Genomic DNA, 25605 nt, shown 5'->3' with positions numbered 1-25605 from the left:
GCCGGTGACCCACTTTGAGGTTCAGGGCCCGGTGTCCGTTGCCTGATGGAATGCGGGTTGTCGACCTCGCCGATGCGCCGGGTGCCGGTGGGCTGGTGATCGGGGTCGGGGATCCGGCCGGTGCCGACGCAGAGTTCTGGTTGCAGGAGGCGACTTTCACGCTGGTCGACCGGCCATGTGCGGATCCGAGGACTGTGCAGGTGCCTGACGTCGCGGAGGCGCTGGCGCAGATCACCGAGCGCGTGGCGTCCTGGCCGCAGACCGCGGCGGTGTGTGACGACGTGCTGCGTGCTTTCGACCCGGCCGGCTCGACGTTCAGCGGGGTGATCACCGAATCGCTGGCGTACTCGACTTTGCAGTCCGGCCGTGAATTTGCCCGCTGGTTGGCCGAACGCGGCCCGAAAACTGCTCCGCTGCTACCGGATCCGGTAGTAGCGCACCGCGATGGTGAGACCCTGTACGTGGCGTTCAACCGGCCCCAGCGCCACAACGCGTTCTCCACGGATGCGCGGGCGGCGCTGCTCGAGGCACTGGAGGTGGCCCGCCTGGATACCTCGGTCACCGCGTTGGTGCTCACGGGGAATGGGCCTTCCTTTTGTAGCGGAGGCGATCTGGCCGAGTTCGGGACCTTCGATGACCCGGCCTCGGCGCACCTGGCCCGCACGCGCTTCAGCCCGGCTCTGGTGCTCGACGAGATCACTCGTCGGTTGGGCACGGCGTGCCAGGCCGTGGTGCATGGTCAGGTCCTCGGCAGCGGGCTGGAGATGGCCGCGTTCTGCGGGCGGGTGGCCTGCCATCGGGATGCCACGCTCGGACTGCCGGAGTTGGCGTTGGGGCTGATCCCCGGTGCGGGTGGCACGGTGAGCATCACGCGGCGGATAGGCCGTTGGCGCACAGCCTATCTGGTGCTGTCCGGGGTGACGATCAATGCGGCGAAGGCACAGACCTGGGGCCTGGTTGATGTTGTCTCGGCATGAATGACGGGGTAGGCGCGATGGTGCGGGAGTGGTCGGTCAGCGGGCTGGCCGCGCTGACCGGCATGCCGGACGGCCCGCCGGATGTCAGCCGCGCCGCGGTATTGCACCAGGCGCGGGCTGTCGCATCCGAGTTGTCGGCTCTTTTCGGGATCACGGTCGATGCCGCCGAACTCCTCGCGGGGCGAGCCGCGCTGTCAGGGCTACTCCGGCAGGGCCGGATCAGTGCCGGTGGAGCGACGCGGCTGATCGCCGGCCGGGACGGCTGGTTCGCCCTGACTCTGGCGCGGCCTGATGACGTCGATGCGGTGCCGGCGATGCTGGAATCGGAGGTGGCGATCGACCATCGGTGGTCGGCGATCACCGAGTGGGCCGGTCGTCGCCAGGTCGGCGACGTCGCGGAACGGGCCCGTCTACTCGGCTTGCCGGTCGGGGTATTGGGCGAGACCGTTGCGGCTGCGCCGGTGGTGCGTCGATGTGGCGGCCGAAATCCGTTCGGCGACTACGCCGGACTACTGGTGGCGGACCTGTCGTCGCTGTGGGCGGGCCCGTTGTGCGGGCAACTGCTGGCCCGGGCCGGTGCCACGGTGGTCAAGGTGGAGAGCCCGACGCGGCCGGATGGTACGCGCCAGGGCGAGCGCCGGTTCTTCGATTGGATGAATGCCGGAAAGTACTGTTACGCGGCTGATTTCGGCCAGCCTGACGACGTGCGGCAGCTGCTGTCGGTGGCTGATGTGGTGATCGAGTCGTCGCGTCCGGATGCGCTGACGCATCGGGGCCTAGGGCCGGCGGATGTCCCGGCCCGGAATGGGCGGGTGTGGCTGCGGATCACCGGTCACGGCGCCGACGGGGAATGCGCTCACTGGGTCGGTTTCGGTGACGATGCCGCGGTATCGGGGGGCCTCGTCGGCAGCGATCCAGCCGGTGCCGGGCCGGTGTTCTGTGGCGACGCCATTGCCGATCCGCTGACGGGCATGCATGCCGCGCTGGCGGTGGGGGAGTCGCTGCACCGTGGTGGCGGTGAGGTCATCGAGTTCGCGCTGGCCTCGGTCGCCGCCGAGTATGCGGCGCTACCGCTCATCAGCAGTGACGGGATTGGTGCGGTGGCGGAACCGGCCGCGCCGGTGCTGTCGTCGCGGGCCGGCGAGCTGGGTGCCGACAATGCGGCGGTGCGGGAAATGGTGCGGGAAAGGGCAGCGGCGGCATGCTGATTCAACGGGCCGTGCTGCTCGACGGCCGCATGGTGGATATCCGTACGGGCCGGCGGATCGAGGCCATTGCGGCCGGTCTCGAACCAATCCAGGGCGAGGACGTCATGGACGCGGCGGGTGGCACCGTCATCCCGGGCCTGCATGACCATCACGTCCACTTGCGTTCGGCGGCAGCAGCATTGGCGTCAGTACGGGTGGGTCCCGGCGAGGTGCGCAGCCGTGACGCCCTGCGCGCGGTGTTGGGACACGCCAAGGTCGGCGAGGACGGCTGGATTCGGGCGGTCGGCTATCACGAGGCGGTCGCCGGTTCGCTGGATCGTGCGGTGCTCGATCAGGTTTCACCCAATGTGCCAGTGCGCGTCCAGCACCGCAGTGGCGTGCTGTGGACCCTGAACTCCGCGGGGCTGGCGGCTGTCGGCCTGCCTGAGCATCCCGACGGCCGGCTGCGCAGCGCCGACCCGAGCTGGTCGCATTCACTGCAACGGCGGGACGCCGGGCTGGGTGAGATCAGCAGACGACTCTCATCGTTCGGCGTCACCGGTGTCACCGACGCGACGCCCGATCTGACCGCCACGGACGTGATGAACTTCGGCGAGGCCCGTCGACACGGCGAACTGCGCCAGCGCGTTGACGTGCTGGCCCCGGCCAAACGCATCCTGCACGACGACGACCTGGACCTCGATGCGCTGACCGACTGGATCACCGCCCGGCATCGCCAAGGCGGAATCGTTGCGCTGCACTGCGTTACCGCGATGCAGCTCGTTGTCACGATCAGTGCGCTGCGCCAAGCGGGGACGCGGCCGGGCGACCGGATCGAGCACGGCGCCCTCATTCCCGACGACTGCCTGGCCGATCTGCGCGAACTCGGCGTCCTGGTGGTGACCCAACCGAACTTCGTTGCCGAGCGCGGTGACCAGTACCTCACCGACGTGCCGGCAGCGGAACACTGCCAACTGTGGCGGGTGGCCTCGCTGCGCGACGCGCAGATCCCTGTCGCGTTGTCCACCGACATGCCGTTCGGGGACGCCGATCCGTGGGCGGCGATGCGCGCTGCGGTGCACCGCAGTACTTCTACGGGGCGAGTGCTCGGGGCCGGCGAAAGTATCGACGCGGCAACGGCATTGGGCATGTTTCTGGGATCACCCCGGCAGCCCGACGTGCCGCGGGCACTCACGGTCGGGATGGCGGCAGATTTGTGTGTCTTGTCCGCCCCGCCGCGAGATGCCCTCGCCGCCCTCGATGCCTCGCTGGTGGCCGCGACCGTGTACGACGGTGCGGTGGTGTACGAGACGCGCTGAGCGCTAGCGCACCGGCTGCAGCATGTCGTCGTCGAGCACCCGGCTCAGCAAGTCTTCTCGGGCCTCGACGTACTGCGTCTTCAGGGTCTCGACCAGTTGCGCCACGGTGAGGCGCTCCTTGATGCTGCCGACGCCCTGACCGGCGCCCCAGATGTCCTTCCACGCTTTGGCGTCCGTATTGCCGCCGGAACCGAAATTCATTGCGGAGGCGTTGGATTCGGGCAGGTTGTCTGGATCAAGACCCTGGGCGACGATGCTGCCGCGGAGATAGTTGCCGTGCACGCCGGTGAACAGATTGCTGTAGACAATCTCGGATGCGGTGGACTCGACGATCATCTGCTTGTACTCGGGTACCGCGTTCGCTTCATCGGTGGACAGGAAAGCCGAACCGACATAAGCGAAGTCGGCGCCGGCAGCCAATGCGGCAAGTACGGACCGGCCGTGGGCGATGGCGCCCGACAACAGCAGTGGACCGTCGAACCACTCACGGATCTCGCGAACCAGTGCGAAAGGTGACTGGGTGCCGGCGTGGCCGCCGGCCCCGGCCGCAACGGCGATGAGGCCGTCGGCGCCCTTGTCGATGGCCTTGTGTGCGAACTCGTTGTTGATGATGTCGTGAAGGACGATGCCGCCGTAGGAATGCACGGCGTCGTTGATCTCGGGCCGTGCGCCGAGCGAGGTGATCACGATCGGGACCTTGTGCTCGACGATCACACTCATGTCGTGTTCGAGGCGGTCGTTGGAGCGGTGCACGATCTGATTGACCGCGAATGGCGCAACGATGGCGTCGGGATTGCCGAGCGCGTAGGCGGCGTTCGACTCCTCGATTTCATCCAGCCAATCGCTGAGCAGGCTGGAGGGCCTGGCGTTCAGTGCCGGGAAGGATCCGATGATGCCCGCCTGGCATTCCGCCTTCACCAGTTCGGGTCCTGAACACAGGAACATCGGCGATGCGACCACCGGCAGGGACAGGCGCTGTGCGAGGACGGGAGGCAGACCCATTGTGGTGATAGCCCTTCGAATCGGAACCGTGATTGGACACGACTTTAGCTGCGTCACCCTGGTTATGCAACTAGTGGCATAATCAAGACGCGAGCGGCGGCCTGCTTGTGCCGGCGATAATCGAATCGCTTGGGCAAAGGTGCTTTTGGCGATGGTTCGGCGGCGAGCTCGGCTGTCGTCTCAGCTTTTTGCAACAGATTGGATAACTGGCGTGATGGGACTCCCGCGTACGGAGAACTGCGCAAACGTGCTGCGTTCCGGCACCGGAAACCGCACTGGACCTACGATCACGCCATGTCGCTGCAATTCGCCATATTGACCGCGCTCACGGAGCGGGCATCGACCGGTATTGAACTCACTCGCCGGTTCGATCGGGCATTCGGCTACTTCTGGGCGGCGACCCACCAGCAGATCTATCGTGAACTCGACAAGCTCAAGAACTCCGGGCTTGCCGAGGCCTCGACTCCCGATCGACCCGAGCGTGGCCAGCCCAAGCGGTTCAGCATCACGCCGGCCGGACGGCAGGCTCTCAGTGAATGGCTTTGCGGGATCGACGATCCCGCGCCGGAACGGATGTCCATCGCGGTGCGTGTGCGTGCTGCGGCCGCACTGGGCGAGACAGGGGCCGTGCGTGCGGTGATCGCCCATCACCTGGCTTCGCATGAAGCGACCTTGGCGAACTACCGTGAAATCGATGCACGTGATTTCGCGGCCCCCGTCGCCGACGCCGACGTGCTGCGCCACCTCGTGTTGAAGGCAGGGTTGCGTACCGAACAAGCGTGGGTCGACTGGTGTCGCGAGGCCCTGGACGTGCTGGACAAACTGGCATCGCGCAGCTAGATAGCGGGCTTCTGCCAGATCAGTAGGTAACGCCAGAAGAGCAGCCGCCGCACACGGGCGCCCGGTAGAAGCTCAGCTGCCAGGTCGGCGACTTCGCGGGTCGTCAACGGTGGGTCCAGCACGACAGGCATGTCGCGGTGGTCGGACGTCTTCGCGAACCCGGCACTCGTCCCTAGGAGGCGGGCTGCCAGGAACCGGAGACCGAGCGCTCGATGCAGTTCACGTTCATCGGAGTTCGTCGTTTCGCTTCGGCGATCATCAGGCCCGAGCGGTCGACGGCGTCGACACAGGCGCTGCGTCGAGCGAGCTGGACCGCAAACCCGCCGGCGCCGCAGCCGACGTCCAGCACACGTTGACACTGTTCCGGCAGGTATTGCAGCAGCAGGTGTTGGTAATAGGCGTTGTGGTCCCAGTCGAGCATCATGCGAGCCACCGCCAAGAGTCACCCGCGCGCGGCGACCCGAACCGGAATGGGGCCCTTTGCCACCGTCGTGTACGGCGACTCCAGCGGGAAGTCGTCCGCCAACGACTCGATACGGTTCGACCGGACGATGGTGGCCAGCGCGAGTGTCGTCACCAGCATCGCGAAGTGCTCACCGATGCACGAGCGCGGGCCCGCGGCGAACGGGATGAACTGCCAGCGGTCGCGAATCTTGGAGTTCTCCGGGCTGAACCGGTCGGGGTTGAAGGCCAGCGGGTGGTCCCACAATGTCGGGTCCCGGTGGACGGCGCTGATGCCGATGGCCACGATGGTGCCGGCTTCCACGCGGTAGCCGTCGACCACGATGTCCTGCGTCGCCGTCCGGCCGACACCGGCCGCCGGCGGGCACAGTCGCAGCGACTCGTTGAGCACCTGGGCGGTGTACGTGAGCCGCGGCACGTCGTCGGGCGTCAGCTCCCGATCACCGATCGCGGCGACCTCGGCGGCCACCCGGTCCTGCATCTCGGGGTTACGCCCGAGCTGCCACAAGGCGTACGTCAGTGTCGTCGCTGTCGTGTCGTGGCCGGCCAGCATGAAAATCAGCAGGTCGTTGCAAATGTAGTCGTCAGAAAGCTTCTGGCCGGTTTCGGGGTCGGCGGCCGCGAGCAGCGCCTTGACCAGCGGCGCATCGCGGTTCGGATTCGCGCGGCAGTCCCGCAGGACGTCCATGGTCATCCGGCGCATGCGGGCCACCGCGGCACGAGCGCGACGGCGTCCCGGCGTCGGGAGCCACTGCGGTGCCTTGATCGGTCGCAGGGCGCGGTCGGCCGTGTAGCGCGAGGCCACATGCATGTTCTCGGCGATGGTGTTGCTGTGTTCGTTGATGTCGAGACCGAGGATGGAGTATCCGAGCGACCGCATGGCGAGCTGGCGGCACTCGGTATCGAGGTCGACATGTCGGGCGTCGCGCCAACGGTCGGCACTGGTCTGCGCGGCCTGGGTCATATGTCCGCCGAAGCGGTCGACGTGCTGTTTGGTGAAAACCGGCTGCAAGGCGCGTCGGCGTGGCGGCCAGGCGCTGTTGGGCAGGACGAAGAGGTTGTCGCCGACCACGTTGCGCACTTCTTCGTGGATCGTCGAACGGTCGGCGAGATTGTCTGCGCGGCCCAACACGTCGCGGATGCCGCTGGGCGAGGTGACCAGCACGATGGGTGGCGCGACCGACTTCGGTACCGGGGCGATGCGGCTCACCGGTCCGCCGACTTCGCTCAGCAATACCAGTCCGGTGTGCAGTTGCCGCGTGTTCAGCAGCTGCCGCCAGGGCAGCGGATTCTTCGGCGCGAGTGGCAAGGCGCCAACCGGGGGCGCCTCGGTGGGTGCGGACATGACACCAAGAATCATGCCGCATTCGGCGATTGGCAAGTAGTGCCTTGATTCGACGAGCGCGTGTCGTCGCCGCGGGCTATGAATCAATGATGAGCAACCACGTGAACCTCACCCCACAGGAAAATTCGCTGATCGCCGAGAGCAATCCCGAGGCGTTGGCCCGTATGGACGCGAAATCGTTGAAGGAGCTGCAGACCAAACTTAGGCAAGCGCGCGAGAAGAACTTCAGTCTGTTGCGGCGTCAGGGCGCGGCCCGGGTGGAGGCAGAAGGTGGCCGCGGCGCCGCGCAGCCGGCCAGCGAGAAGCGCGGGGAGAAGATTGAGGTGTTCGACGAGGCGCTGGCGCGGGTGAGCGAGCGACTCGATGAAGTCGGTGACGCCGGGTAATCAGCCGACCTCGTCGGGATCAGTGAGTGACTTTCGGCCGTAGCACGGCGTGGTCTGCGCTCGTACCGTTGCAGGTGTCAGATACATGCACCTTCGTCTGGAGCGGACAACATGACCGAATTATCTCCTCGCCCTTGTATTTTGGTCGGCATCGACGGTTCGAGGTCATCGCTTGACGCGTTGACGTGGGCCGTCCACGAGGCGCAGGGACGCAACCTGCCGCTGCGATTGGTCCATGCCGTCGACTACGGCAATTTTGTGATGGGATTCAATCCGGGTGCCTCGGAGAGCTTCTTCAAATATGTGGAGGCGGCGGGGCAGAAATTCCTCGACGAAGCCAGGGCAGACGTTCAGGCCATGGATCTTGACGTAGAGGTTTCGCTACACAACGTGACGGGTCGCCCCGCGGACGTGCTGCTGGAACAGTCCAAGGACGCAATTCTCACCGTTGTCGGCTCCACTGGGCTCAACGGACTCACGGGGCTGCTCGCGGGGTCGGTGGCCTTGACGCTGACCGCACACGGGCACAGCCCTGTCGTCGTGGTTCGCTCTCCCGGCGCACATGCCGGCGGTCCGGTCGTAGTCGGCGTGAGCGGTGCGCCGGACAGTGAGGACGCGATCGGCTGGGCCTTCGAGGAGGCCTCGCTGCGTGGCGCAAATCTTCTGGCCGTTCTCGTATCGAGTTATGTACCAGCCTATTTCGATTACGTCGAACCGACATGGGAAGAGCTGCCGGGCCCGGCTCGCGAGGATCAGCAGGCAATGCTGTTGGCGGAGCGCTTGGCCGGGTGGCAGGAGAAGTTCCCGGACGTGGTCGTCCGTCGGGTGGTGGCCGCCGGTCACCCGGGGCACGTGTTGTTGGACTATGCCCAGCGCGCCCAGTTGGTTGTCACCGGGACCCGGGGACATGGGAATGTCGCGGGATGGTTCCTCGGATCGACGAGTCACCGCTTGATTCAGCATGCGGGTTGCCCCGTACTCGTTGCCCGGCCCCATACCCGCGAGTCGAGCAGCTGACATCGCACCGACCCACTGACCACTGCCCGGCCGCGGGCAGTGGTCAGTCATCTTCATGCACGTTCATGCACGCGCGATGAGGACAGACGGATTGTCGCGGTTGGTGTCGGCATGCGAGCCGATGATGGCCGGAAGTTCCCGAGCGCTGTGGGCGCCGACCACGACGAGGCTGATTGGTTCGGACGTATTGTGCAGGTAGTGGACGACGCTGGTCGTGACAGGTGCGGCGGTGATCTCCACGTCGGGATAGAGGTCGCGCCAGACCGAAGTGCGGCGCCGCAGCTCCTGCCACGCCGTTAGCCCCGTCTCCGGCGGGCACACTCCGACCGCAATAATCGGCCGCGCGCGCAGTTGCGCTTCGGCAACTGCCGCGGCGAAGACATCGTGGTTTTCGTCCCAGTCGTTCAACTCCACCATGATCGCCCCGTCAGGAGTCCGTCGCCGTGGTGAGTAACTGCGGATGACTGCGACGGGGCAGGACGCACCCTCAGCAACTCCTGCGGCTGTCGAGCCCAGTAGCGCCTTTGCAAAACGCCCGATTCCGACCGAACCGACGCACACCAGTGCGGCATCGCGGGATTCCCCGATCAACGCAACGGTCGGGTCGCCGACCACCACGGCAGTCTCGATCTTTACTTGCGTAGCAGTTGTCTCGATGGCTGCATGCGCTGCTCGCAGGCAGGTCCGGGCGTATTCCATGACCATGCGGTCCGACCCTGCTGACTGCTGAACGCAGCTCACCAGGCGTACTGGTACGTCCCGGGAGATGGCTTCGTCCACTGCCCAATGAGCGGCGTATACGGCGGCCGTCGAACCGTCGATCCCAACGACGACCGAGTCGCCGCTGTGGAATTCGATCATGTTGTCTCCCTGTCTGTTTGTTCCGTGTTCCGATGGCGGTTGGAAAAGACGGAGTTCGGTGTACCGGCCGCCGTCGACATGGTCGGCGAGCGGTGATGTGGGGAAAACTCGAGGGCGATCAGAACAGCCAGCACGTGTCCGAAATGCCGGGCTGGGAACAGGACATAACGCTCCTGGCTCATCGCGTCGAACTTGCGGACATATCGGTACAGCGACTCGAGTTTGATGAAGCGATCGCCGATATGAGCCAGCGCCCGGAGGGATTGGCGGGACAATCCATGGCCGGTACCTTCGGAGAACAACTCGGGAAATGGCGCGAAAGCGAGCGAGACACGTTGTCCGCCATGCGTTTTAGTCCATTGAATCATGTCGACGCTGAGTCGCTCGTCCGTGCCGTTCACGGCATCCCTGCGCCGCCATGGCAGGTCCAGGCTGACGTCGGTGCCTCCGCCGGCGCTGGCATAGCGATGGAAGCCCTGTATTCGGCCGTTGCCGTCGCGGGCGATGATGAGCCATACCCCCGGATAGCGACCCGATAGCGTGCCGCCCAGCATCATGCAGAATCCGCGTTCCCTGTCAACGGATTTGCCCGAGTCGAGCATCACGCCGCGCAACTCCATGCGCAGGTGGTCGTCGACCTCGTTCTCCGCCACGACCTGCGTTGTCATGCCGGCGTTGTGGGTGCGTTGGACAGCTTGGCGAAGATTACGTTTGCGCCGGCCGGCGAGGCTGAATGTGTTGACGTCGATAACGACGTCACGGCCGATCGGCACCGTGGCCAGATGCGGAAGGATCCTTGGGGCGTTGTGCCACAACGCCAATCGTGGCTCTGATGCGCCGAGCACTACGACGTGCCAGTGATGCGCTCGGCACATTTCGGCGAAGCTGCTGACAAGACCGGCGTACAGCTCGGGATTCCCGATCGGATCGCCCGCGACGACGGCGTACCCGCCCAGCACGCGGTAGGACAGGGCGGCGGTGCCATCGGGGCTGAACCACAGGCGCCGGCCGGCAGCCATTGCGAACGGAGCCAGCGGATCGCCGTGCGTGCCGCTGATCAGTGACCAAACATGCTGCGAAACAGGATAAGTACTGCTCGGTGAGCACGACCTGCTGCCGCGTCGTTTCCGGTTCGGCCGGCCGATGGTCAGCTGGGGACCTGCTTCGCGGTCTGCCGGCTCCATGAGCTCCCTTTAGGTGTGGAAAGGCGTGTCCGTGAATCCTCACGCGGGGTATGCGGTCGGGGCGAGGGCACAAAGGCCTTTTGGCCGGCCACATGAGTCACCGCTGGGGGCCACCCGTTGCGCGTTGCCTGTGGCGGGCCAACGAGTGACTTTCGGCCATAGCAGCACGTTGCCGGCGCTCGTAGCGTCGTGACCATCGGACCGGCAATGTTCTCGGAGGAAACTGTGACTGAATTAGCTTCCCGCCCTCATATTTTGGTCGGCATCGACGGATCGAGTTCGTCGCTGCTGGCACTCACCTGGGCCGTCAATGAAGCTCAGCTGCGCAACCTTCCGCTCCGGTTGGCGCACGCCGTCGACTTCGAGAGTTTTGCGATGGGATTCAACCCCGGCGCCTCGGAGAGTTTCTTCAAATACCTCGAAACCACGGGCCAGCGCTTCCTTGACGAAGCGCTGGATCACGTCCAGGTTCTGGACCCTGACTTGGAGGTGACCCTGACCCGAGTGGCTGGTCGGCCGGCCCGGGTATTGGCCGACCTGTCCAAGGATGCGTTCCTCACCGTCGTGGGCTCAACGGGCCTCAATGCGTTCATGGGGCTGCTCGCCGGCTCGGTATCGGTGGCGTTGACCGCGCACGGGCACAGCCCGGTCGTTGTGGTTCGTGCACCCGGGGTGCCGGTGACGGGCACCGTCGTGGTGGGGATCAGCGGCGCGCCGGACAGCGAAGACGCCATCGCGTGGGCATTCGAGGAAGCCTCGATGCGCGGTGCAGAACTGGTCGCTGTGCTGGTCTGGAGCTACATGCCGGCCTATTTCTACTACGTCGAACCACCCTGGAATGACCTCACCGGCCGGGCTCGAGAGGAACAGCAGGAGATGCTGCTGGCAGAGCGACTGGCGGGCTGGCAGGAGAAATTCCCCGACGTCGTCGTCCGTCGCATCACGGCACTCGGAAACCCGGCGCAGGTGCTGCTGAGCCACGCCCAGCATGCACAATTGGTCGTCGCCGGGAGCCATGGGCATGGCGATGTAACCGGATTGTTCCTCGGCGCCACCAGTCACCGGTTGATCCACCATGCGAACTGCCCGGTGCTCGTCGTTCGGCCGCGTGCTCGCGAGTCCACCCGGTGACCAGCACAACTCGTGCTGTCAGAGAGCCCTTGGCGGCGCCTCGGTTGCGGTCGGTCGACGCGTACTGGCGGGCTACCGACCGGCCGGTGATCTTTGCCTATCACGGTTACCCGCCGTTGATTCACCGGTTGACCATCGGGACTGGATCCGCACGCACGGTGAGGACCTGCCGGAGATACAGGAATGGAACTGGATTCCGGCGGTTGATTGACGCCGGGAGATGCCCGCCGGGCGCGGCGGGCATCCCGATACCCACCTGAAAACTATTGCGGCACTGTCTGGTCACCGGCAGATGCTGCCGCGCGGTCGGTGTGAGGTTCGGCTGCATCGTGATCCCGGTCGATGAAGACCACGAGCTGGCTCATATCCACCGGCTCGCGATGAATTCCTCCGATCACGGATGAAACGTCCAGTTTTCCAGTCGAATTCAACACCACGGTGACCGCCAACTCAGGATGGTCTCGCAGAAAATGCGGCAGCCCCGCATTCGTCGCTACGGGATACCACGTCACGTCGGGGTACTCCTGGCGCCATCGGTCCACCATCTGGTCCAACACGTCACGCGGGGTGGCTCCGAGATCGTTGTCCTTGACACCGAGCGCCAGCACGGGGGAGTGGTGACGACGTGCCCGACGTACCGCGGCTCGGATGATCCGGGAGTCGTCGGTGTACACGCTGACCGGTGCGACGACGAACTGCGGTTGGAAGTCGGCAGTTTTCGTTCCGTCTGCAGCCCGGATCAAAGCAACTGAGCAGGCGGCATCGCCGGCCACGGTTTCGGCGGTCGACCCGAGAAATGCCTTGACGAATCGGCCGATGCCGTTGGTGCCGAGACAGATAAGGGACGCGAATCGAGACTCGGCGACCAGGACTCCGGCAGGATTGCCTTCATAGAAATCGGTTTTCACTCTGGCTTCGGGGATGACCGACACAACGCGCCTGCGGACGGCGGCAAGTGCGTTCTTTGCCTTCTCGACCTCCACCCGGTACGACTCTGCGGGCATCGGCTGGCCTAGAACGGAATTGACCACGTAGATCAGTCGCAACTCCACGTTACGGCTGGCGGCTTCCTGCGCGGCCCATAGTGCCGCCGATTCAGCGGCAGGTGAGCCGTCGATTCCGACGATGACCGGAGCGGCTTGTTCGGTGTGCATGTCTTTCCTCATTCGGCGAAATGGAGTACGTCGGACAGTGGCCGACGTGGGGCCCGCGGCGGTAGCAGATCCCGGTTGCAGTGGGCCCCGATCCGCACGATCACCTGAGGCAGTGCCCGACCGACAACATCGGCCACGATGTCGCGAGTGGCGGGAACTTCGACCGCCCGGGTCATGATCGAGGTGGCGAAACCTGCCATGGTGGCCTCGAGGAGCACCTGCGAGAGTGTCTCACCACAGCCGAAGACCGCCCGGCGGGTGTTCTCGACCGCCGACAACACCAGCAGCACCGAATGATCATCGGCGACGTCGGTTCGTTCGTGCCGGTCTTGCTCGGATGATGTTGCGCCCCAATGATTCGTGTCTGATTCGAACGGCCGTAGCTGCTCGGCCAGCAGGGTTGTTTCGGTGATGCCGGCCCGATCGCCTTCAGCGATCACGTCGAGGTAGGTGAACCGGCAATCGACGTCCGAGTGCATCCGGGGCTCGAATTGAGACCAATTCGGTGGCTTGTCATACGGCAGCCGAGCGGAGCGCCGGTCGATGATCGCATGGGCGCGACGGCGCTGGAGTTCACTGACATAGGTCGCGGGTGCGATATCGATCGAGGCCAGGTACGCGAGACTGTTGGCGGATGGAAAGTACTTGACCTGGCAGTCGTAGCGGTTGGCTGCCATTGCGACGCGCAAGTGGTCCAGGGCCGCTCCACAGCTGATCAGCGATTGGCGCCCAGCGTGATCGACGGACGGCACTCGCTCGGGGGCAATGAACAGTTGCAATTGCGAATGGTCGATTATCCAGTTCCACGGCTGGCTGTTGCGATACGACGGAGCTCGACAGGCCATGCGCATGCCGTCCTCGAGCACCTCCACCGGTAGCATTGTCTTGAGCATCGTGATCCCTTCCGACAGCTGATTAGATTCGAGTCTCGTAGTGCTGCAGGGGGATCCGACAGGGCCGTAGGTCCTCGTTGGTGTGCCCTTGGGCTCATACTCGGGGAATCTATCGATCGACGGGAAGCCGGAGATCAGCTGACCTGGAGTACCGCGGCACCGGAGATACGTCCGGCCGCGAGATCGCTCAGGGCGTGCTGAGCCTGGTCCAATGGATACGTTGGGGCGGTGACTTCGATGTGATGGCTACCGGCGAACGCAAGGAACTCGCGGGCGTCAGCCCGGGTGTTCGACGTCACCGATCGGACCTGCCGTTCCTGAAACAGATGCCGCTGGTAGTTCAGTGCCGGGATGTCGCTGAGATGGATGCCGGCGATGGCCAGGGTGCCGCCACGATCGAGGGCTTCCAGGGCCGGCAACACCAATTCCCCGACGGGCGCAAACAGAATGGCGGAATCGAGTGCCACGGGCGGCGGATCAGCAGGACCCTGTGCCGAGGCGGCACCGAGTTCCATGGCCAGCTTTTGTGCGGCTTCACCGCGCGTCATGACGTGTACTTCCGCGCCGCGGGCCCGAGCCACCTGCGCGGTGATGTGGGCACTGCCCCCGAAGCCGTAGATGCCCAGCCGCCCGCCGCCCGGTAGGTCGGCTCGCAGCAAGGATCGATATCCGATGATGCCGGCGCACAGTAATGGCGCAAGCTGGGCATCTGAGTAGCCCGCGGGCAGGGAGTGTACGTAATCGGCTGGTGCGGTGATGAATTCCGCGTAACCGCCGTCTGCGTCCCAACCTGTGTAGCGAGACTGCGGGCAGAGGTTCTCCGCTCCCCGGAGGCAGAAGTGGCACCGCCCGCAGGTGTGCCGTAGCCACGCCACCCCGACGCGATCGCCCACGGCGAAGTCGCCCGGGGTCTGGTTTCCGACGGCCACCACTTCACCCACCACCTCATGACCGGGTGTCACGTGCGGATGGTGCACGGGTAGATCGCCTTCGACGACGTGTAGGTCGGTGCGGCAGACTCCGCAGGCGCGCACGGCGATGAGCAATTCGCCGTCGGCTGGTTCCGTGATGTCTGCGGTGCCGAACTCGAGCGGGCTGCTGCCGATGGGGGCCGGGGTACGAACTCGCCAGGTGCGCATGGTCGAGGTGATCATGACTGCGCCGCCGTGGCAACCGTCGGGCTGGTCTCTACGAGGGCTGCGTCGCGCCGCGCGACGATGACCGGTGTCGTCGTCGCGTGCACCAGTGTGGAACTGACCGAGCCCAACAGCATGCCGGCCAGGCCACCGCGTCCACGGCTGCCTACGACGACCAACTGGGCAGACTCGGACGCTTCCACCAGATGACGGGCTGGATGGTCGCGCACCACGTGATAGCTGACCGCCACTTCGGGATAGCGTTCCCGGTACGGCGCCAGGAACTGCGTCAGTCGACGTTCGGCGTCGCTCTCGAGTGCCCACCACGGAACCGCGGTGAGCTGGGGGACCTCGGCGTCACTGCAAGCGTGCAGCACGATCAATTCGGAGTTCCGGCAAGACGCTTCCCGGAAGGCTATTTCGACCGCGGGTACCGACCCGGCCGAACCGTCGGTGCCCAACAGAATCGGGGCATTGGCCGGAAGCGCCGGCGCGTCGGCGTGCACCAGCACGACGGGGCAGTGCCCGTGGTGGGCCAGTGCGGTGCTGACAGAGCCCAGCAAGGCGCGGTTGAACGTGCCCAGTCCGCGGCTGCCCAGCACCATCATGTCGGTGCGAGCACTCAGCTCGACCAACGCGGGCACGATGGCGCCGAACGGCATCATCGTGTCAATCTCCAACTCCCCGCCCGCGAGGGCACGCGCGAGATGTACCGCGTTGTCGAGCAATTGCCGTCCGCGGTCCTGCCGCCAATCGTTGAGATCTTGCGGCCAGACGGGTGCGGACATTCCGATGCCCGAGTATCCGCCGACCAGTGGGCTCACGACGTGTACAAGCGTGATCTTCTGATGGTTGAGCTTCGCGTCTCCGACAGCCCACCGCAGCGCGGCTTCGCCGTCCGCCGACCCGTCGATGCCGACCACAGTGCCGGCGATAGCAGCAATTGACATGTCTTCCATGGTGTTCGGCCCCTCGCTGCCGTACTAGGGACCAAGGTCATCGGACGGCGGCCGCGCTCAGATCAGGACCAACGGCTCTAACGGGACGGTGCCAACGACTCGTAGCGTCGATCGGATGCTTCAACACGATGCCGGAGACGGAAACACCGGACATGTACTGTCGGACAGCGAGATCGATATGCTGACACCCGCGCAGCGACGTGAGCTGATCCGCCGCCTCCAACGTCCGATCGGCGAAGTGATGTCTGCCGCACATCCGAAGCGACTGCGGCGTGCACACCTCAGCCTGATGACCGGAGGTGTGGTGTTCATGATCCCGTGGATCGTCTATCTGGCTTTCACCCTGCCGCGCACTCACGAGGTCCGGAATTGGCCGGTGATCTGGGTCGGATTCGATTGCCTGTTGGTGGTATTCATGGCGGCGACGGCAATCTTGGCATGGCTGCACCGCCATCTGTTGGTGTTCTCCGCGTTCACCACGGGAATCCTCTTGCTCTGTGATGCCTGGTTTGACGTGACAACGGCCAGTCCGGCTGAACTGCGCACCGCGGTCCTGACCGCTGTGCTCGGCGGTGTTCCCCTGGCCGGAATTCTCATCGCCGGTGCGTTGAGCCTGGTCCGGCTCAACGCCATCAGGTTGTGGGAACTTGATGCGGGGGAGTCGTTGTGGCGCTTGCCATTGCGGTACCACTGACCGAGGGGTGTCGGCTGCGCGGGATCAGCGCGCTCAGGGCTGCCGGGCAATGATGACCGGGACGGGCGACTCCGAAACGACCGCGCTACTGACCGAACCGAGTACGGCGCTCGCAATCGTGTTGCGCCCGTGGCTGCCGACGACGAGAAGTTGCGATGTTGCGGCTTCCTCCAGGAGTCGGTGGGCGGGATCGCCCCATGCCACCAACGGCCGGACACTGACATCCGGATACTGTTCGGCCCAGCCGGCCAGTCGCTCGGCCAGGATTTCCTCGCCGGACGTGTCGGGGGCGAGCGTGGTCCCCGCCAGCTCGATGGTTGTGTTCTCGCTGACCACGCAGAGCGCCACCAGTTCGACACCCCGCGACGCCGCTTCGTCGAATGCGATGGCTACAGCGGCTTCTGAGGCGGGCGAGCCATCGATACCCACGACGACAGGCAAGGCGCACGGCCGGATCCTGGCCTCTCCGCGCACGACCGCGACCGGGCAACCGGCGTGGCGAGCCAGGTCGATGCCGATGGATGGCCAGAACGTTGCCGAGGCGAGATGACGTTCAGTACCGCCCACGACGACCATGTCGGCATCGCCGGACAGGTCCGCCAGCGTCGCGGCCGCCGGCGCGGTGTGCAGCCTGGTCCGGAAGTATCCGAGCGGCGTGGCGTCCGACAGATGGTCGATGACGGATATCGCGCTGCCGACCAGGGCCTGGACGTCCTGCTCGACCTGCGGGCTTGACCGGATCGATTGCGGCGCGCTCGTCAATCCCCAAGCATTGCAATGGTTCTCAGGCTCGCGCAGGACATGCACAACTGTGAGCGGCAGGTCGTGCCGCGCCGCTGTGTCAAGGGCCCAATGGACGGCGCTGCGGGATTCTGCCGAGCCGTCGATGCCGACCAGGATGCCGAATCGGCTGTTGCGCGTTCTCATTGCCGGATGTCCGCTCGGCTCGTGACTGCTTGGCTGAAGTCGTCAGCCGAGATTTCGCGGCCGTGGCAGTGCAGGATCCGATCAACCAAGTCGCACAGCGAGTCTCCGTCATCAGCCACATGAGACAACCCGCGACTGTGGAGAAACCTCGCGACACGCTGATCGATCGACCAATTGACGAATTCCATGCGGGCGTATGGCGACGCCAGGAACTGCTGGGCAAGCACCCGGACGTCTGCTCGTGCTGCCGTCATTGCGGTCCCTCCGTGATCCGGCATCGTTCGGAGAAGGCGTGCGCGTCAGGAAGTGACGTGTAGAAGGCCGCCGCCGCACGACGGCGGAGCTGATCGATGTCGGTGATCTCGAACCGGCCCGGACCGGTCACGATCCAGCCGTGCGCGACGAAGTTCGCCAGTGCCTTGCCAACCGGTTCCTTTGGGGCGCCGACAAGTTCGGCGAACTCCTGACGGGTGAGGGTGTGATCGACGTGCATCACGCCCTCGACGGGAACTCCGAGGTGTTCTGCGAGCGTGAGCAATTCGCGTGCGACCCGAGCGGCGATGTCACCCGATGCCAAGAGCGCAATGTCTTGTTCGCGGGCGCGGATTTCCTGCGCGAGCGCCTGGAGCCAGCGTTGGGCGAGCGCAGGCCGGTGCCTGAGGAGCCGTTGCACGGCGCTACTGCTCAACGAAGCCGTGCGCACAAGAGTCTGGCACGTCGCGGTGCAGCCATGCGGGCTGCCGTCGAACGCCGCTGGCGCGTCGATGATGTCACCGGGGCCCAACAGTGATCGGACGGTGCAACGACCCCGGGGAATGGGCGCAGTGAGCTTCACGATGCCCGAGATGATCACGTAGACCCGGTTGGCCGGCCTGCCTTCGGCGAAGATCTGATGCCCGGTGGGGAAGTCGTTGAGGTGGAGCGATGGAGCCGATCCGGTGACCCCGAGAAGCTCATCCATTGTCTTGCGGTCGTGGATCAACCAGCTCTTGCTCAGCGCGTCTTTCCAATCGACATGGGTCGCCGGCACCGCGCATTCCGCCCAGCGATTCCGCATCGTCCTGGTGGCCGGGCGGGAACCGCTGCGGTTGAGAACCGTTGTTGCGGGATTCGACTCCGGCATACGACATGGTCGGGGCATGGTGTGACACTAAGTTCGCAGCCGGTAACTCCGATAGGGACGTTTGGCCCAATTCACCAACGTTCGGCTCGTACCAAAGTCCCTCGTTCCTTCGGATTTCGGCCGTCGACAACACGCCATAGGACATCCCGATGTCGCTACCTCGGCCCCTACACCCAGTATCACGCAGGTGATGTGATCGTTTTGTCAGCAATTCGGAGGTGATCGTCATGGGAGCAATCGCGGACTGGGTGGGTCGCGGATCAACGGCGGCCGATCAGCGCCCGTGTTTCTGCGTCCGGGATTGCTTGCACGGCGGCCGGACAGCGCACGTGTCCGGCGATATGGTCGCCGAAGTGGTCGCATCGTGGCTCGCCGAATTCGATGCGGTCAGCCCGGCAGTCGACGACCTGGCGCGCGCGGTGTGCGACGGTGACTGGCCCAGCGCGCACGCATTGGCTGCGCGGTTGTCGGTCGAGATCGAGGTCGAGGTCGAGGTCGAGGCCGACATCGAGGCGGTCGTCCGGAGGCCACGGCGGTTGTGGTCGGTGGCCACGGCCTAGTAGATGTGGATGGTCGAACCGGCGGCAAGCTGCTGGATATGTCCCCGGCATTCGACATCTATCGGTGCCACGTCCGAAGGGTCGGCGGTGACTTCGGCAGTTCTGCCATGAATCCTCAAATGCAGCCGATGACCGCGATACCAGATTGAAAGCCCCAGCGTTCCAGCATTTTCCGGCCACATGGGGCCGAGCACCAGCCGGTCACAACGCGTCTCGAGTCCGGAGAAGCATCGCTGTAACAAGTCGACACTGCCGGCCATGGCAGCCAAATGGATCCCTTCGGACGTGGTGCCGCCGGGGCCATCGGCGATATCGGACTTCAGTACCTGTGTGAAACACGACGTGGCCTGGTCACGGTTGCCGCGAGCCAACACCCAGGCATGCACGACGGCACTCAGCGTTGATCCGTGCGATGTCCGATTGAAGTAGTAGTCCACAGTTTTCGGAATAGCCTCGGGCGGCAGCCCGTACCCTAGTCGGCCCAGCAGTTGCCGCAACTCGTCGGCGGACAGTAGGTAGTACAGCATCAGGACGTCAGCCTGCTTGGACACCTGGTAATGGTCTGCGCTGTCGTGCTCTGCCTCGAGAATGCGGTCAAGTCTGCGGATATCGTTGTACCGCTTGCGATATGCAGACCAATCCAATTCGCGCAACTGCTCATAGCCTTCGAACTGGCTGATGATGCCGTCGTGAAACGGGACGAACATCCGCCGAGTTACGTTGTCCCACTCGGTGAGTTCGGGGCCGCGCAGATTGAGTCTGTCCAGGAGGTCCAACCGATCACGTAGCGGAAGGATGTCGAGCGATTCGAGGGCACGCGCGATGACCCACACCGCCATCACGTTGGTGTAGGCGTTGTTGTCGATTCCCTCGTACGGACGCCCCGGATAGCCAGTGTGGAACTCGTCAGGCCCGATCACACCCCGGATCTGGTAGCGGCCCCGCTGGGCGTCGAAGCTGGCGCGGCTGACCCAGAATCGGGCGATCTCGAGGAGCATTTCCGCGCCATAATCGATGAGGTACTTCAGATCGCCGGTCACCTGGTAGTACTGCCAGATGCTGTAGGCAATCGCTATTCCGATGTGGTGCGCATGCCGGCTGGGGTCTGGGTTCCACCTGCCCGACAAGGGATTCAGGTGCATCTGCTGGCTCTCTTCGCGGCCGTCGCTACCTGATTGCCAGGGGAACATCGCACCTGCGTAGCCACTGGCAGCTGCTGCGCGCCGCGCTTCGGGCAGCCGGCGATACCGATACTTCAACAACGCGCGACTGACCGCCGGGGTCCGGAGATTGAGCACCGGGATGATGAACAGTTCGTCCCAGAAGATATGGCCGCGATACGCCTCGCCATGTAACCCGCGAGCCGGCACTCCGGCGTCGAGATCAGCGGTGTGCACGGATACGGTCTGCAGCAGATGCAGGATATGCAGACGGTGAATGCGCAGCTCGGCGGTGTCGGCGACCAGGTGCAGGTTGAATGATTCCCACAGCTGACCCCACACAATGCGGTGTGCAGAGCAGAGTTCGTCGTACCGATGCACGCCGTTGAGTCTGCGGCGGGCCTCGTCGCCGGGTTCGCCCACCGCGTGATCGCGACCGGTGAATATCAGCGCGACCTTCTCGGTGGTCACCGACTGGCCCGCAGTGAGCTCTACAGTGACGGTGTGCCCGGCGCAGCCGTCGGCTTCGAAGTACCGGTAGCCCGAACCGACGCGTTGGTCTCCTTGCCGCACGGTGGTCCGGGCAGCGACTGCCACCGGAATTCGGGATTGCACCGTCTGGGTTTCCACCAGCACACATCCGTCCGACAGATCCTGCGCCGTGCTGACAGCGAGGTGGCCGGCGGAAAGGTCGCGGTAACGTTCCACACCCGCGTTTCTGACCGCGGCATCGACGGCCGAGCGGAACGCCATGGTGCCCGACCAGTCTTCGGCCGTGACCGTGGTCTGCAGCGCGCAGACATGAGGATCGTGCATCGAGGCGAACCGCCGCTGCTGGACGCCGGTGGTGCGTCCTGCGGCATCTCGGAATCTGAATTCCCGGATGGACTCGGCGTGGCGGACGTCGATCGATTGCCGGTATGTCAGGACCTCTACGCGGTCGATGTCGAACCATTGACCGTCGTCGATCCGAAACGTCAATGGTAGCCAGTTGGGTAGGTTGACGATGCTCTCATTGTCGATCACCGTGCCCGCGACGTCGTCGACGAGGCGGTTGTAGACGCCGGCCACGTATGTGCCCGGATAGTGGAAGTCACCTGCCGTGGCTTCGGGTGCGCAGCAGCGACTGCCCAGGTAGCCGTTGCCGATTCCGCACAGCACCTCCCGCAGCCGCTCATACTGCGGTTGGTAGTCGTCAAAGGTGATCGACCAACCGTCAGCCTCTGATCGTCCTGCTGCTGCCAGTTGGTCGGACATGTGCTCGAGAAAATCCACGACGCGCTCTGCGTCTTCGATACTGAACTGACCGGAAGTACGCCGGTCCCCGTCTTCGGTGTCCCGCAGGATGATCGACACGCCGTCGTGTTCGATCGCGTCGAACGCCATCTCATCCGACCGGCTGCTTCCGATATAGATCGGCAGCAGCGGTATCCCGTCTCCAGCCATCGCTATGATCCGGTGCAACATCTTGCACTCGTGCCAGTCGACATCCGGGTGCAATTCGACAGCGTTGTGGCCCTGGGTGATCCGCAGATGGTGCTGGCGGGCGGCGGCGTGCACCGCGATGTTGATGTCGGCGGTATGTTCCGTTGGGGCAGTTCCGTAGTGGATCACGATAGCAAACCGCCTGTGTTCCAAGCGGATTCCCGGGATGGCTTCGAGGCGGTTCTCGAGCATTGCAGCGGCGGACTCCAGCAGGGGAATGGCGGCGACGGCCGCGTCATGCTGGTGGTGACTGTGGTCGGGAGCGCAGAACTCAAAGCCGTCGCTCCCGGAGTACCACAGTCCGGGCACCCCGATTGAGGACTGCAGGTCGGCAAGGTCGTAACTGCTGAGGATGGTGACGGGGCACAGCGCCGCGAGCGCCGTCAGCGCATGTGTGGCGCGCGGAGTGAGCGCGCTGACGCCAAGCTCGCCTGCGACGTGTGGAAGCGCGCTGTCGAAGTCGATGAACAGCGCCGGGCGGCGGGGGACAGTGACACCACCCAGGAGGCCGAAGGATGTGAGCGCGTCCGGCAACGTCGATATCCGGCGACCAGTGACCTGGACGGTCATCTCGGCCATGTCGCTGAGCACAACGTCGGCGCCGGCGGCGAGCAACTCCTGCGTGAAACCGGTGCGGGCCACGCCGACGACCAGACCGAACCCGCCCGCACGGCCGGCCCTAACACCTGACGCGGCGTCGTCGACGACGACACATCGATCGGGCCGCACCCCCAAGCGATCAGCGGCCTCCTTCAGCATGGCGGGATCCGGCTTGCCGGCCAGGCCCAGTTGCTCGGCCAGCACCCCGTCCACCCGAATCGGAAACAACTCGTCGAGGCCGGCCGCGCGTAACACGTCCGCGCAGTTGCGGCTGGATGAGTACACGGCTGTGTGGATGTCCGCGCTGCCGAGCTGACGCACGAGTGCGGCGGACGACTCGAAGCCGGTGATGCCGCGTGCCAGTAGTTCGCCGAACAGTCGTTGCTTGCGGTTACCCAGGCCCCGGACGGTGTCGTCGTCGTCGCCGTCGCTGATGTCGCCTTCTGGTAGCGAAATTCCGCGCGAGGCCAGGAAGTCCCGTATTCCGTCCTCGCGCGGCTTGCCATCGACGAAGCGCCGGTAATCGGCCTCGGTAAACGGATTCGGTTCGGGACTGGTTTCTGTGCCGCGGCCGGCGAGGTAGGCATCGAACACGGCCTTCCACGCGGCGAAATGCACTGAGGCGGTATCGGTTATCACCCCGTCGAGATCGAACAGCACCGCGTCGTAGAAACGGGGGTCGATGATGACTGGACCGTCTGGGTGTTCCGACACCCTCTGACAATCTCAGGCAGCTCAGCTCGGGGGGGAGGGCCGAACGGCCGTGGTTGGGGTGACCTCTTCCCATTGGGTCCGTTGTCCATCCGGATCGGGACCTTTGACTCCTTATTGCTCATTTTGAAAAACCGTAATGTTGCCTTAGTCGGCATCACCGGGTGTGGGCTGGCCAAATGCGATACGGGGGCTACTGACAGCAAGACGCAGGACGCCTCGGGACGGAATGCCTCTGCGTCGATGAAATTGAACCTTGGAATCGCAGACTTTTCCGCGAAGTTCTACGTTCAGCAGCAACACAACGCGTGCAAGCGGTCAGCGAAAGCTTGCCCCAACAATGCGCAAAATTCGGTTCAGGCGATAAGGACGACGACATGCCATCCACCGATACCGCGGTAACTACGCGGACCGCGATGCAAACCAGCGAGTTTCCGTTGCCCAACGGCTTCTACTTCGGCCCCCGGCAAGGTCCCAAGTACTCTGTCTCCGGTGAGGGCGGCGGCGAGGAGCCGTCGTGGGCCGAAGCGCTGGGCCGCTGGCAGCAGGCGCTCGGGCTGCCAGTGACCAAGAAGTGGAACGACGGCACAACGCCGAAAGCTGCCGAATTCCTTCAGCACGAGAAACATTGGCGCCCAACTTCGGTACCCGGCTGCGGCAGCATCTACGGCTGTATCCACAAGGGGGAGTGGGACGCGGTGTTCACCGAGGGCTGGCGCTTGCCACCGGGTTGGGCTGCTCAGCCTGACCTGACACCAAAGGACTATCCGCTGCCGAACGGTTTCTATTTCGGCCCCCAAGAGGGTCCTGAGTGCAGCGTGTCCGGCGCAGACCCCAGTGAGAAGCCCGACTGGCGCCAGGCACTGGGCCGCTGGCAGCAGGCCCTTGGTCTGCCGGTGACCCAGCGGTGGCGAGACGGAAACACGCAGCAGGCCGCCGTCACCCTGCAGCTGGACAAAGGGTGGCAGCCCGCCGCCGGTTTGGACTACGGCTGTATCGGTGAGCGCGAGTGGAATGCGGTCATGAAAGAGCATTGGCTTATGCCGCCGGGGTGGGCGGCCGAGAAAGTCAGGGTGCCCCTGGACGCTGCACTGCTGTGGGCCATGGTGAGCCATACCGGTAAAGCCCGACAGTCCGAGATCATCGAGCAGATCAGCCCCGTGCTGGAGTCCACCCTCACCGGCGAGCAGTACCAGATCAATACCTTCCTGCGCGTCGCGCATTTCCTGGCCCAGATTTGCACCGAAACCGACGAATTGAACACGACCGTCGAGTACGGGAACGACGCCTACTTCGCTTATCTCGACAACCGGCCGGACCTGGGAAACATCTATGCGGGCGACGGGCCACGGTACAAAGGCCGTGGTCTGATCCAACTCACCGGCCGCGCCAACTACGCCACCTACGGTCCACTCGTCGGTGCCAATCTCGTGGATGATCCCGACTTGGCCGCCGACCCGGTGCTGTCGATCAAGATCGCCTGCGAATACTGGACGCGCAGGAACATCAATGCGATCGCCGATCGTGACGACATCGTCGCGGTGACCAAAGCGGTCCAAGGCGGCGCCGGTGGTCTGGCCAAACGCACAGCGTTCCTGGCGCGCGCGAAAACCCTGCTGCATCAGCGAGGTTGGGACACCCAGTCCGCGGCGGTACCGGCGGGCGGCACCCCGACACCGGCCGATCAGCTGCCCCTGCCGACCAAGGGCGGAGTGATGCCGCGGCCCACGGAGGCGACCCGCGACAACAGCTCGCATTACCACAATTGCATGTGCCTGGAAGACAATCCGTATCCCTCTCCGCTGCTGGCCGGCCTGACGGCTCAGGTCTGGCGGGAACGATTGGCGACTTTTCACAACGGTGATCCCCTGCCCGACCCGAGGACCCCCACCGGCGACAAGGCGATCGACACCCTCGCATTCGCAGCGGGCCAGCAGAACACCACCTACGCCTGGGGTGGGAACAAGCGGACCGACGGCCCATCTTCGGGAACGCTCGATTGGGATCCGCCGGACGGTGGAGCGCACGAACATCAGGACCAGAACCGGGTCGGCTATGACTGTGGCGGTCTGGTGCGTTTCGCGGTGGCTCAGGGAGCCGGCTTTGACACCGGTGTCCCTACCGACACGATCGACACCTGTCCCCATTTCACCCACATCTCCGGTGGTCTGGTCTCAAGTGAAGCGATCACCCATGCGTGCCCCGGCGATGTGTTCGTGTGGGGCGCAGCGGAACCCTTCGAGGGGACAGGTACCTATCACACCGGTATCTATGTCGGGAACGGATGGATGATCAACGCACCCTGCTCCGGTAATCCAGTGCGGGTCGAACCGGTCGTCACGCAGTGCACCAATCGGCGGGCGACGGATGTGCTGAGGATTCCCGCGTGACCAAACGGCCAGGCCGTCACGGCTTTGGCGCGATGCCTGTATCCCATTGGCAGGCTCGGCTATTCGATCGTTGCGAAGGGAAGAAGGGTCGCGATGGCCGTG

25 protein-coding genes are annotated in these 25605 nt (G+C 64.8%); 11 read left to right on the top strand and 14 right to left on the bottom strand.

Annotated elements, in window-relative coordinates:
- Nucleotides 1-50: 50 nt before the first annotated feature.
- The 3 genes from AC3WTE_RS11985 to AC3WTE_RS11975 are packed head-to-tail and all read left to right on the top strand — an operon-like array spanning nt 51 to nt 3483.
- On the top strand, nt 51-977 hold the full coding sequence (locus tag AC3WTE_RS11985) for an enoyl-CoA hydratase/isomerase family protein (RefSeq protein ID WP_492437674.1): 927 nt from the start codon (nt 51-53) through the stop codon (nt 975-977).
- Nucleotides 974-2185, top strand: a complete 1212-nt coding sequence (locus AC3WTE_RS11980) for a CoA transferase (RefSeq protein ID WP_492437673.1) — start codon at nt 974-976, stop codon at nt 2183-2185. Before AC3WTE_RS11985 ends, AC3WTE_RS11980 begins: the two co-directional genes overlap by 4 nt.
- Nucleotides 2179-3483, top strand: a complete 1305-nt coding sequence (locus AC3WTE_RS11975; RefSeq protein ID WP_492437672.1) for an amidohydrolase family protein — start codon at nt 2179-2181, stop codon at nt 3481-3483. The genes AC3WTE_RS11980 and AC3WTE_RS11975 overlap by 7 nt, the downstream gene beginning before the upstream one ends.
- Nucleotides 3484-3486: 3 nt before the next feature.
- Here AC3WTE_RS11975 and AC3WTE_RS11970 read toward each other — a convergent pair whose 3' ends face one another.
- The gene (locus AC3WTE_RS11970) at nt 3487-4485 is read right to left on the bottom strand and encodes an NAD(P)H-dependent flavin oxidoreductase (protein WP_492437670.1); all 999 of its coding nucleotides are present in this window, start codon (nt 4483-4485) and stop codon (nt 3487-3489) included.
- 129 nt (nt 4486-4614) lie between these two features.
- On the opposite strand from AC3WTE_RS11970, the gene AC3WTE_RS11965 reads away from it, so the two are divergent.
- Nucleotides 4615-5325: a PadR family transcriptional regulator gene (locus AC3WTE_RS11965; RefSeq protein WP_492437669.1), complete on the top strand. Its 711-nt coding sequence runs from the start codon at nt 4615-4617 to the stop codon at nt 5323-5325.
- On the opposite strand, the gene AC3WTE_RS11960 is transcribed toward AC3WTE_RS11965, so the two are convergent.
- From AC3WTE_RS11960 to AC3WTE_RS11950, 3 genes are read right to left on the bottom strand one after another with little or no spacing between them, the layout of a single operon-like run.
- Complete coding sequence (locus AC3WTE_RS11960; RefSeq protein WP_492437668.1) at nt 5322-5456, bottom strand: hypothetical protein; 135 nt, start codon at nt 5454-5456, stop codon at nt 5322-5324. The two genes, AC3WTE_RS11965 and AC3WTE_RS11960, sit on opposite strands and share 4 nt — an antisense overlap.
- Before the next feature lie 41 nt (nt 5457-5497).
- A complete protein-coding gene (locus AC3WTE_RS11955) occupies nt 5498-5749 on the bottom strand; it encodes a class I SAM-dependent methyltransferase (RefSeq protein ID WP_492437667.1) in 252 nt (83 codons plus the stop codon).
- Nucleotides 5750-5767: 18 nt separating this feature from the next.
- The gene (locus AC3WTE_RS11950) at nt 5768-7132 is read right to left on the bottom strand and encodes a cytochrome P450 (protein WP_492437665.1); all 1365 of its coding nucleotides are present in this window, start codon (nt 7130-7132) and stop codon (nt 5768-5770) included.
- A gap of 89 nt (nt 7133-7221) precedes the next feature.
- On the opposite strand from AC3WTE_RS11950, the gene AC3WTE_RS11945 reads away from it, so the two are divergent.
- Together AC3WTE_RS11945 and AC3WTE_RS11940 are read left to right on the top strand one after the other, a co-directional pair.
- Entirely contained in the window at nt 7222-7518 is a 297-nt protein-coding gene (locus AC3WTE_RS11945; RefSeq protein WP_492437663.1) for a hypothetical protein, read from the top strand.
- Between the two features lie 111 nt (nt 7519-7629).
- Nucleotides 7630-8535: a universal stress protein gene (locus tag AC3WTE_RS11940; protein ID WP_492437662.1), complete on the top strand. Its 906-nt coding sequence runs from the start codon at nt 7630-7632 to the stop codon at nt 8533-8535.
- Between the two features lie 63 nt (nt 8536-8598).
- On the opposite strand, the gene AC3WTE_RS11935 is transcribed toward AC3WTE_RS11940, so the two are convergent.
- A complete protein-coding gene (locus AC3WTE_RS11935) occupies nt 8599-9396 on the bottom strand; it encodes a universal stress protein (protein WP_492437660.1) in 798 nt (265 codons plus the stop codon).
- Nucleotides 9393-10580, bottom strand: a complete 1188-nt coding sequence (locus AC3WTE_RS11930; protein WP_492437659.1) for a bifunctional lysylphosphatidylglycerol flippase/synthetase MprF — start codon at nt 10578-10580, stop codon at nt 9393-9395. The genes AC3WTE_RS11935 and AC3WTE_RS11930 overlap by 4 nt, the downstream gene beginning before the upstream one ends.
- 225 nt (nt 10581-10805) lie before the next feature.
- On the opposite strand from AC3WTE_RS11930, the gene AC3WTE_RS11925 reads away from it, so the two are divergent.
- Nucleotides 10806-11711 (top strand): universal stress protein, encoded by a 906-nt coding sequence (locus tag AC3WTE_RS11925; RefSeq protein ID WP_492437658.1) that lies wholly within the window; start codon nt 10806-10808, stop codon nt 11709-11711.
- A complete protein-coding gene (locus AC3WTE_RS11920; protein ID WP_492437657.1) occupies nt 11708-11971 on the top strand; it encodes a phosphoketolase family protein in 264 nt (87 codons plus the stop codon). The genes AC3WTE_RS11925 and AC3WTE_RS11920 overlap by 4 nt, the downstream gene beginning before the upstream one ends.
- A 3-nt stretch (nt 11972-11974) precedes the next feature.
- Here AC3WTE_RS11920 and AC3WTE_RS11915 read toward each other — a convergent pair whose 3' ends face one another.
- The 4 genes from AC3WTE_RS11915 to AC3WTE_RS11900 form a co-directional block, all read right to left on the bottom strand.
- Nucleotides 11975-12865: a universal stress protein gene (locus tag AC3WTE_RS11915; protein ID WP_492437656.1), complete on the bottom strand. Its 891-nt coding sequence runs from the start codon at nt 12863-12865 to the stop codon at nt 11975-11977.
- Between the two features lie 8 nt (nt 12866-12873).
- Nucleotides 12874-13758, bottom strand: a complete 885-nt coding sequence (locus AC3WTE_RS11910) for an NAD(P)H nitroreductase (RefSeq protein WP_492437655.1) — start codon at nt 13756-13758, stop codon at nt 12874-12876.
- 134 nt (nt 13759-13892) lie between these two features.
- Nucleotides 13893-14912 carry a zinc-binding alcohol dehydrogenase family protein gene (locus AC3WTE_RS11905; protein ID WP_492437654.1) on the bottom strand — a complete coding sequence of 340 codons (1020 nt, stop codon included), beginning with the start codon at nt 14910-14912 and terminating at the stop codon, nt 13893-13895.
- A complete protein-coding gene (locus AC3WTE_RS11900; protein ID WP_492437653.1) occupies nt 14909-15844 on the bottom strand; it encodes a universal stress protein in 936 nt (311 codons plus the stop codon). Before AC3WTE_RS11900 ends, AC3WTE_RS11905 begins: the two co-directional genes overlap by 4 nt.
- 124 nt (nt 15845-15968) lie before the next feature.
- Here AC3WTE_RS11900 and AC3WTE_RS11895 point away from each other — a divergent pair, with 124 nt between their 5' ends.
- Nucleotides 15969-16547, top strand: coding sequence for a hypothetical protein (locus tag AC3WTE_RS11895; protein ID WP_492437652.1), 579 nt, complete (start codon nt 15969-15971; stop codon nt 16545-16547).
- Nucleotides 16548-16580: 33 nt separating this feature from the next.
- Here the strand turns inward: AC3WTE_RS11895 and AC3WTE_RS11890 are convergent, their stop codons facing one another.
- The 3 genes from AC3WTE_RS11890 to AC3WTE_RS11880 are packed head-to-tail and all read right to left on the bottom strand — an operon-like array spanning nt 16581 to nt 18504.
- Nucleotides 16581-17474, bottom strand: coding sequence for a universal stress protein (locus tag AC3WTE_RS11890; RefSeq protein ID WP_492437651.1), 894 nt, complete (start codon nt 17472-17474; stop codon nt 16581-16583).
- The gene (locus tag AC3WTE_RS11885; protein ID WP_492437650.1) at nt 17471-17728 is read right to left on the bottom strand and encodes a hypothetical protein; all 258 of its coding nucleotides are present in this window, start codon (nt 17726-17728) and stop codon (nt 17471-17473) included. The genes AC3WTE_RS11890 and AC3WTE_RS11885 overlap by 4 nt, the downstream gene beginning before the upstream one ends.
- A complete protein-coding gene (locus AC3WTE_RS11880) occupies nt 17725-18504 on the bottom strand; it encodes a Crp/Fnr family transcriptional regulator (protein WP_492437649.1) in 780 nt (259 codons plus the stop codon). Before AC3WTE_RS11880 ends, AC3WTE_RS11885 begins: the two co-directional genes overlap by 4 nt.
- A gap of 320 nt (nt 18505-18824) precedes the next feature.
- Between AC3WTE_RS11880 and AC3WTE_RS11875 the strand changes: the two genes are divergently transcribed.
- Nucleotides 18825-19157 (top strand): hypothetical protein, encoded by a 333-nt coding sequence (locus AC3WTE_RS11875; protein WP_492437648.1) that lies wholly within the window; start codon nt 18825-18827, stop codon nt 19155-19157.
- Here the strand turns inward: AC3WTE_RS11875 and otsB are convergent.
- On the bottom strand, nt 19154-23116 hold the full coding sequence (gene otsB, locus AC3WTE_RS11870) for a trehalose-phosphatase (RefSeq protein WP_492437647.1): 3963 nt from the start codon (nt 23114-23116) through the stop codon (nt 19154-19156). The genes AC3WTE_RS11875 and otsB overlap by 4 nt on opposite strands.
- Nucleotides 23117-23490: 374 nt before the next feature.
- Here otsB and AC3WTE_RS11865 point away from each other — a divergent pair, with 374 nt between their 5' ends.
- Nucleotides 23491-25503 carry an NlpC/P60 family protein gene (locus tag AC3WTE_RS11865; protein ID WP_492437646.1) on the top strand — a complete coding sequence of 671 codons (2013 nt, stop codon included), beginning with the start codon at nt 23491-23493 and terminating at the stop codon, nt 25501-25503.
- The last annotated feature ends 102 nt before the right edge of the window (nt 25504-25605 follow it).

Source organism: Mycobacterium sp. FW102-FHT13B02 (assembly GCF_058790275.1).
This window is presented reverse-complemented; position numbering and strand designations above follow the sequence as displayed.

Bases quoted from the DNA above. Each gene is read 5' to 3' on its own strand.
- AC3WTE_RS11985 (WP_492437674.1), top strand. From the start codon at position 51: ATGCGGGTTGTCGACCTCGCCGATGCGCCGGGTGCCGGTGGGCTGGTG.
- AC3WTE_RS11980 (WP_492437673.1), top strand. From the start codon at position 974: ATGAATGACGGGGTAGGCGCGATGGTGCGGGAGTGGTCGGTCAGCGGG.
- AC3WTE_RS11975 (WP_492437672.1), top strand. From the start codon at position 2,179: ATGCTGATTCAACGGGCCGTGCTGCTCGACGGCCGCATGGTGGATATC.
- AC3WTE_RS11970 (WP_492437670.1), bottom strand. From the start codon at position 4,485: ATGGGTCTGCCTCCCGTCCTCGCACAGCGCCTGTCCCTGCCGGTGGTC.
- AC3WTE_RS11960 (WP_492437668.1), bottom strand. From the start codon at position 5,456: ATGCCTGTCGTGCTGGACCCACCGTTGACGACCCGCGAAGTCGCCGAC.
- AC3WTE_RS11955 (WP_492437667.1), bottom strand. From the start codon at position 5,749: ATGATGCTCGACTGGGACCACAACGCCTATTACCAACACCTGCTGCTG.
- AC3WTE_RS11950 (WP_492437665.1), bottom strand. From the start codon at position 7,132: ATGTCCGCACCCACCGAGGCGCCCCCGGTTGGCGCCTTGCCACTCGCG.
- AC3WTE_RS11945 (WP_492437663.1), top strand. From the start codon at position 7,222: ATGAGCAACCACGTGAACCTCACCCCACAGGAAAATTCGCTGATCGCC.
- AC3WTE_RS11940 (WP_492437662.1), top strand. From the start codon at position 7,630: ATGACCGAATTATCTCCTCGCCCTTGTATTTTGGTCGGCATCGACGGT.
- AC3WTE_RS11935 (WP_492437660.1), bottom strand. From the start codon at position 9,396: ATGATCGAATTCCACAGCGGCGACTCGGTCGTCGTTGGGATCGACGGT.
- AC3WTE_RS11930 (WP_492437659.1), bottom strand. From the start codon at position 10,580: ATGGAGCCGGCAGACCGCGAAGCAGGTCCCCAGCTGACCATCGGCCGG.
- AC3WTE_RS11915 (WP_492437656.1), bottom strand. From the start codon at position 12,865: ATGCACACCGAACAAGCCGCTCCGGTCATCGTCGGAATCGACGGCTCA.
- AC3WTE_RS11910 (WP_492437655.1), bottom strand. From the start codon at position 13,758: ATGCTCAAGACAATGCTACCGGTGGAGGTGCTCGAGGACGGCATGCGC.
- AC3WTE_RS11905 (WP_492437654.1), bottom strand. From the start codon at position 14,912: ATGATCACCTCGACCATGCGCACCTGGCGAGTTCGTACCCCGGCCCCC.
- AC3WTE_RS11900 (WP_492437653.1), bottom strand. From the start codon at position 15,844: ATGTCAATTGCTGCTATCGCCGGCACTGTGGTCGGCATCGACGGGTCG.
- AC3WTE_RS11895 (WP_492437652.1), top strand. From the start codon at position 15,969: ATGCTTCAACACGATGCCGGAGACGGAAACACCGGACATGTACTGTCG.
- AC3WTE_RS11890 (WP_492437651.1), bottom strand. From the start codon at position 17,474: ATGAGAACGCGCAACAGCCGATTCGGCATCCTGGTCGGCATCGACGGC.
- AC3WTE_RS11885 (WP_492437650.1), bottom strand. From the start codon at position 17,728: ATGACGGCAGCACGAGCAGACGTCCGGGTGCTTGCCCAGCAGTTCCTG.
- AC3WTE_RS11875 (WP_492437648.1), top strand. From the start codon at position 18,825: ATGGGAGCAATCGCGGACTGGGTGGGTCGCGGATCAACGGCGGCCGAT.
- AC3WTE_RS11865 (WP_492437646.1), top strand. From the start codon at position 23,491: ATGCCATCCACCGATACCGCGGTAACTACGCGGACCGCGATGCAAACC.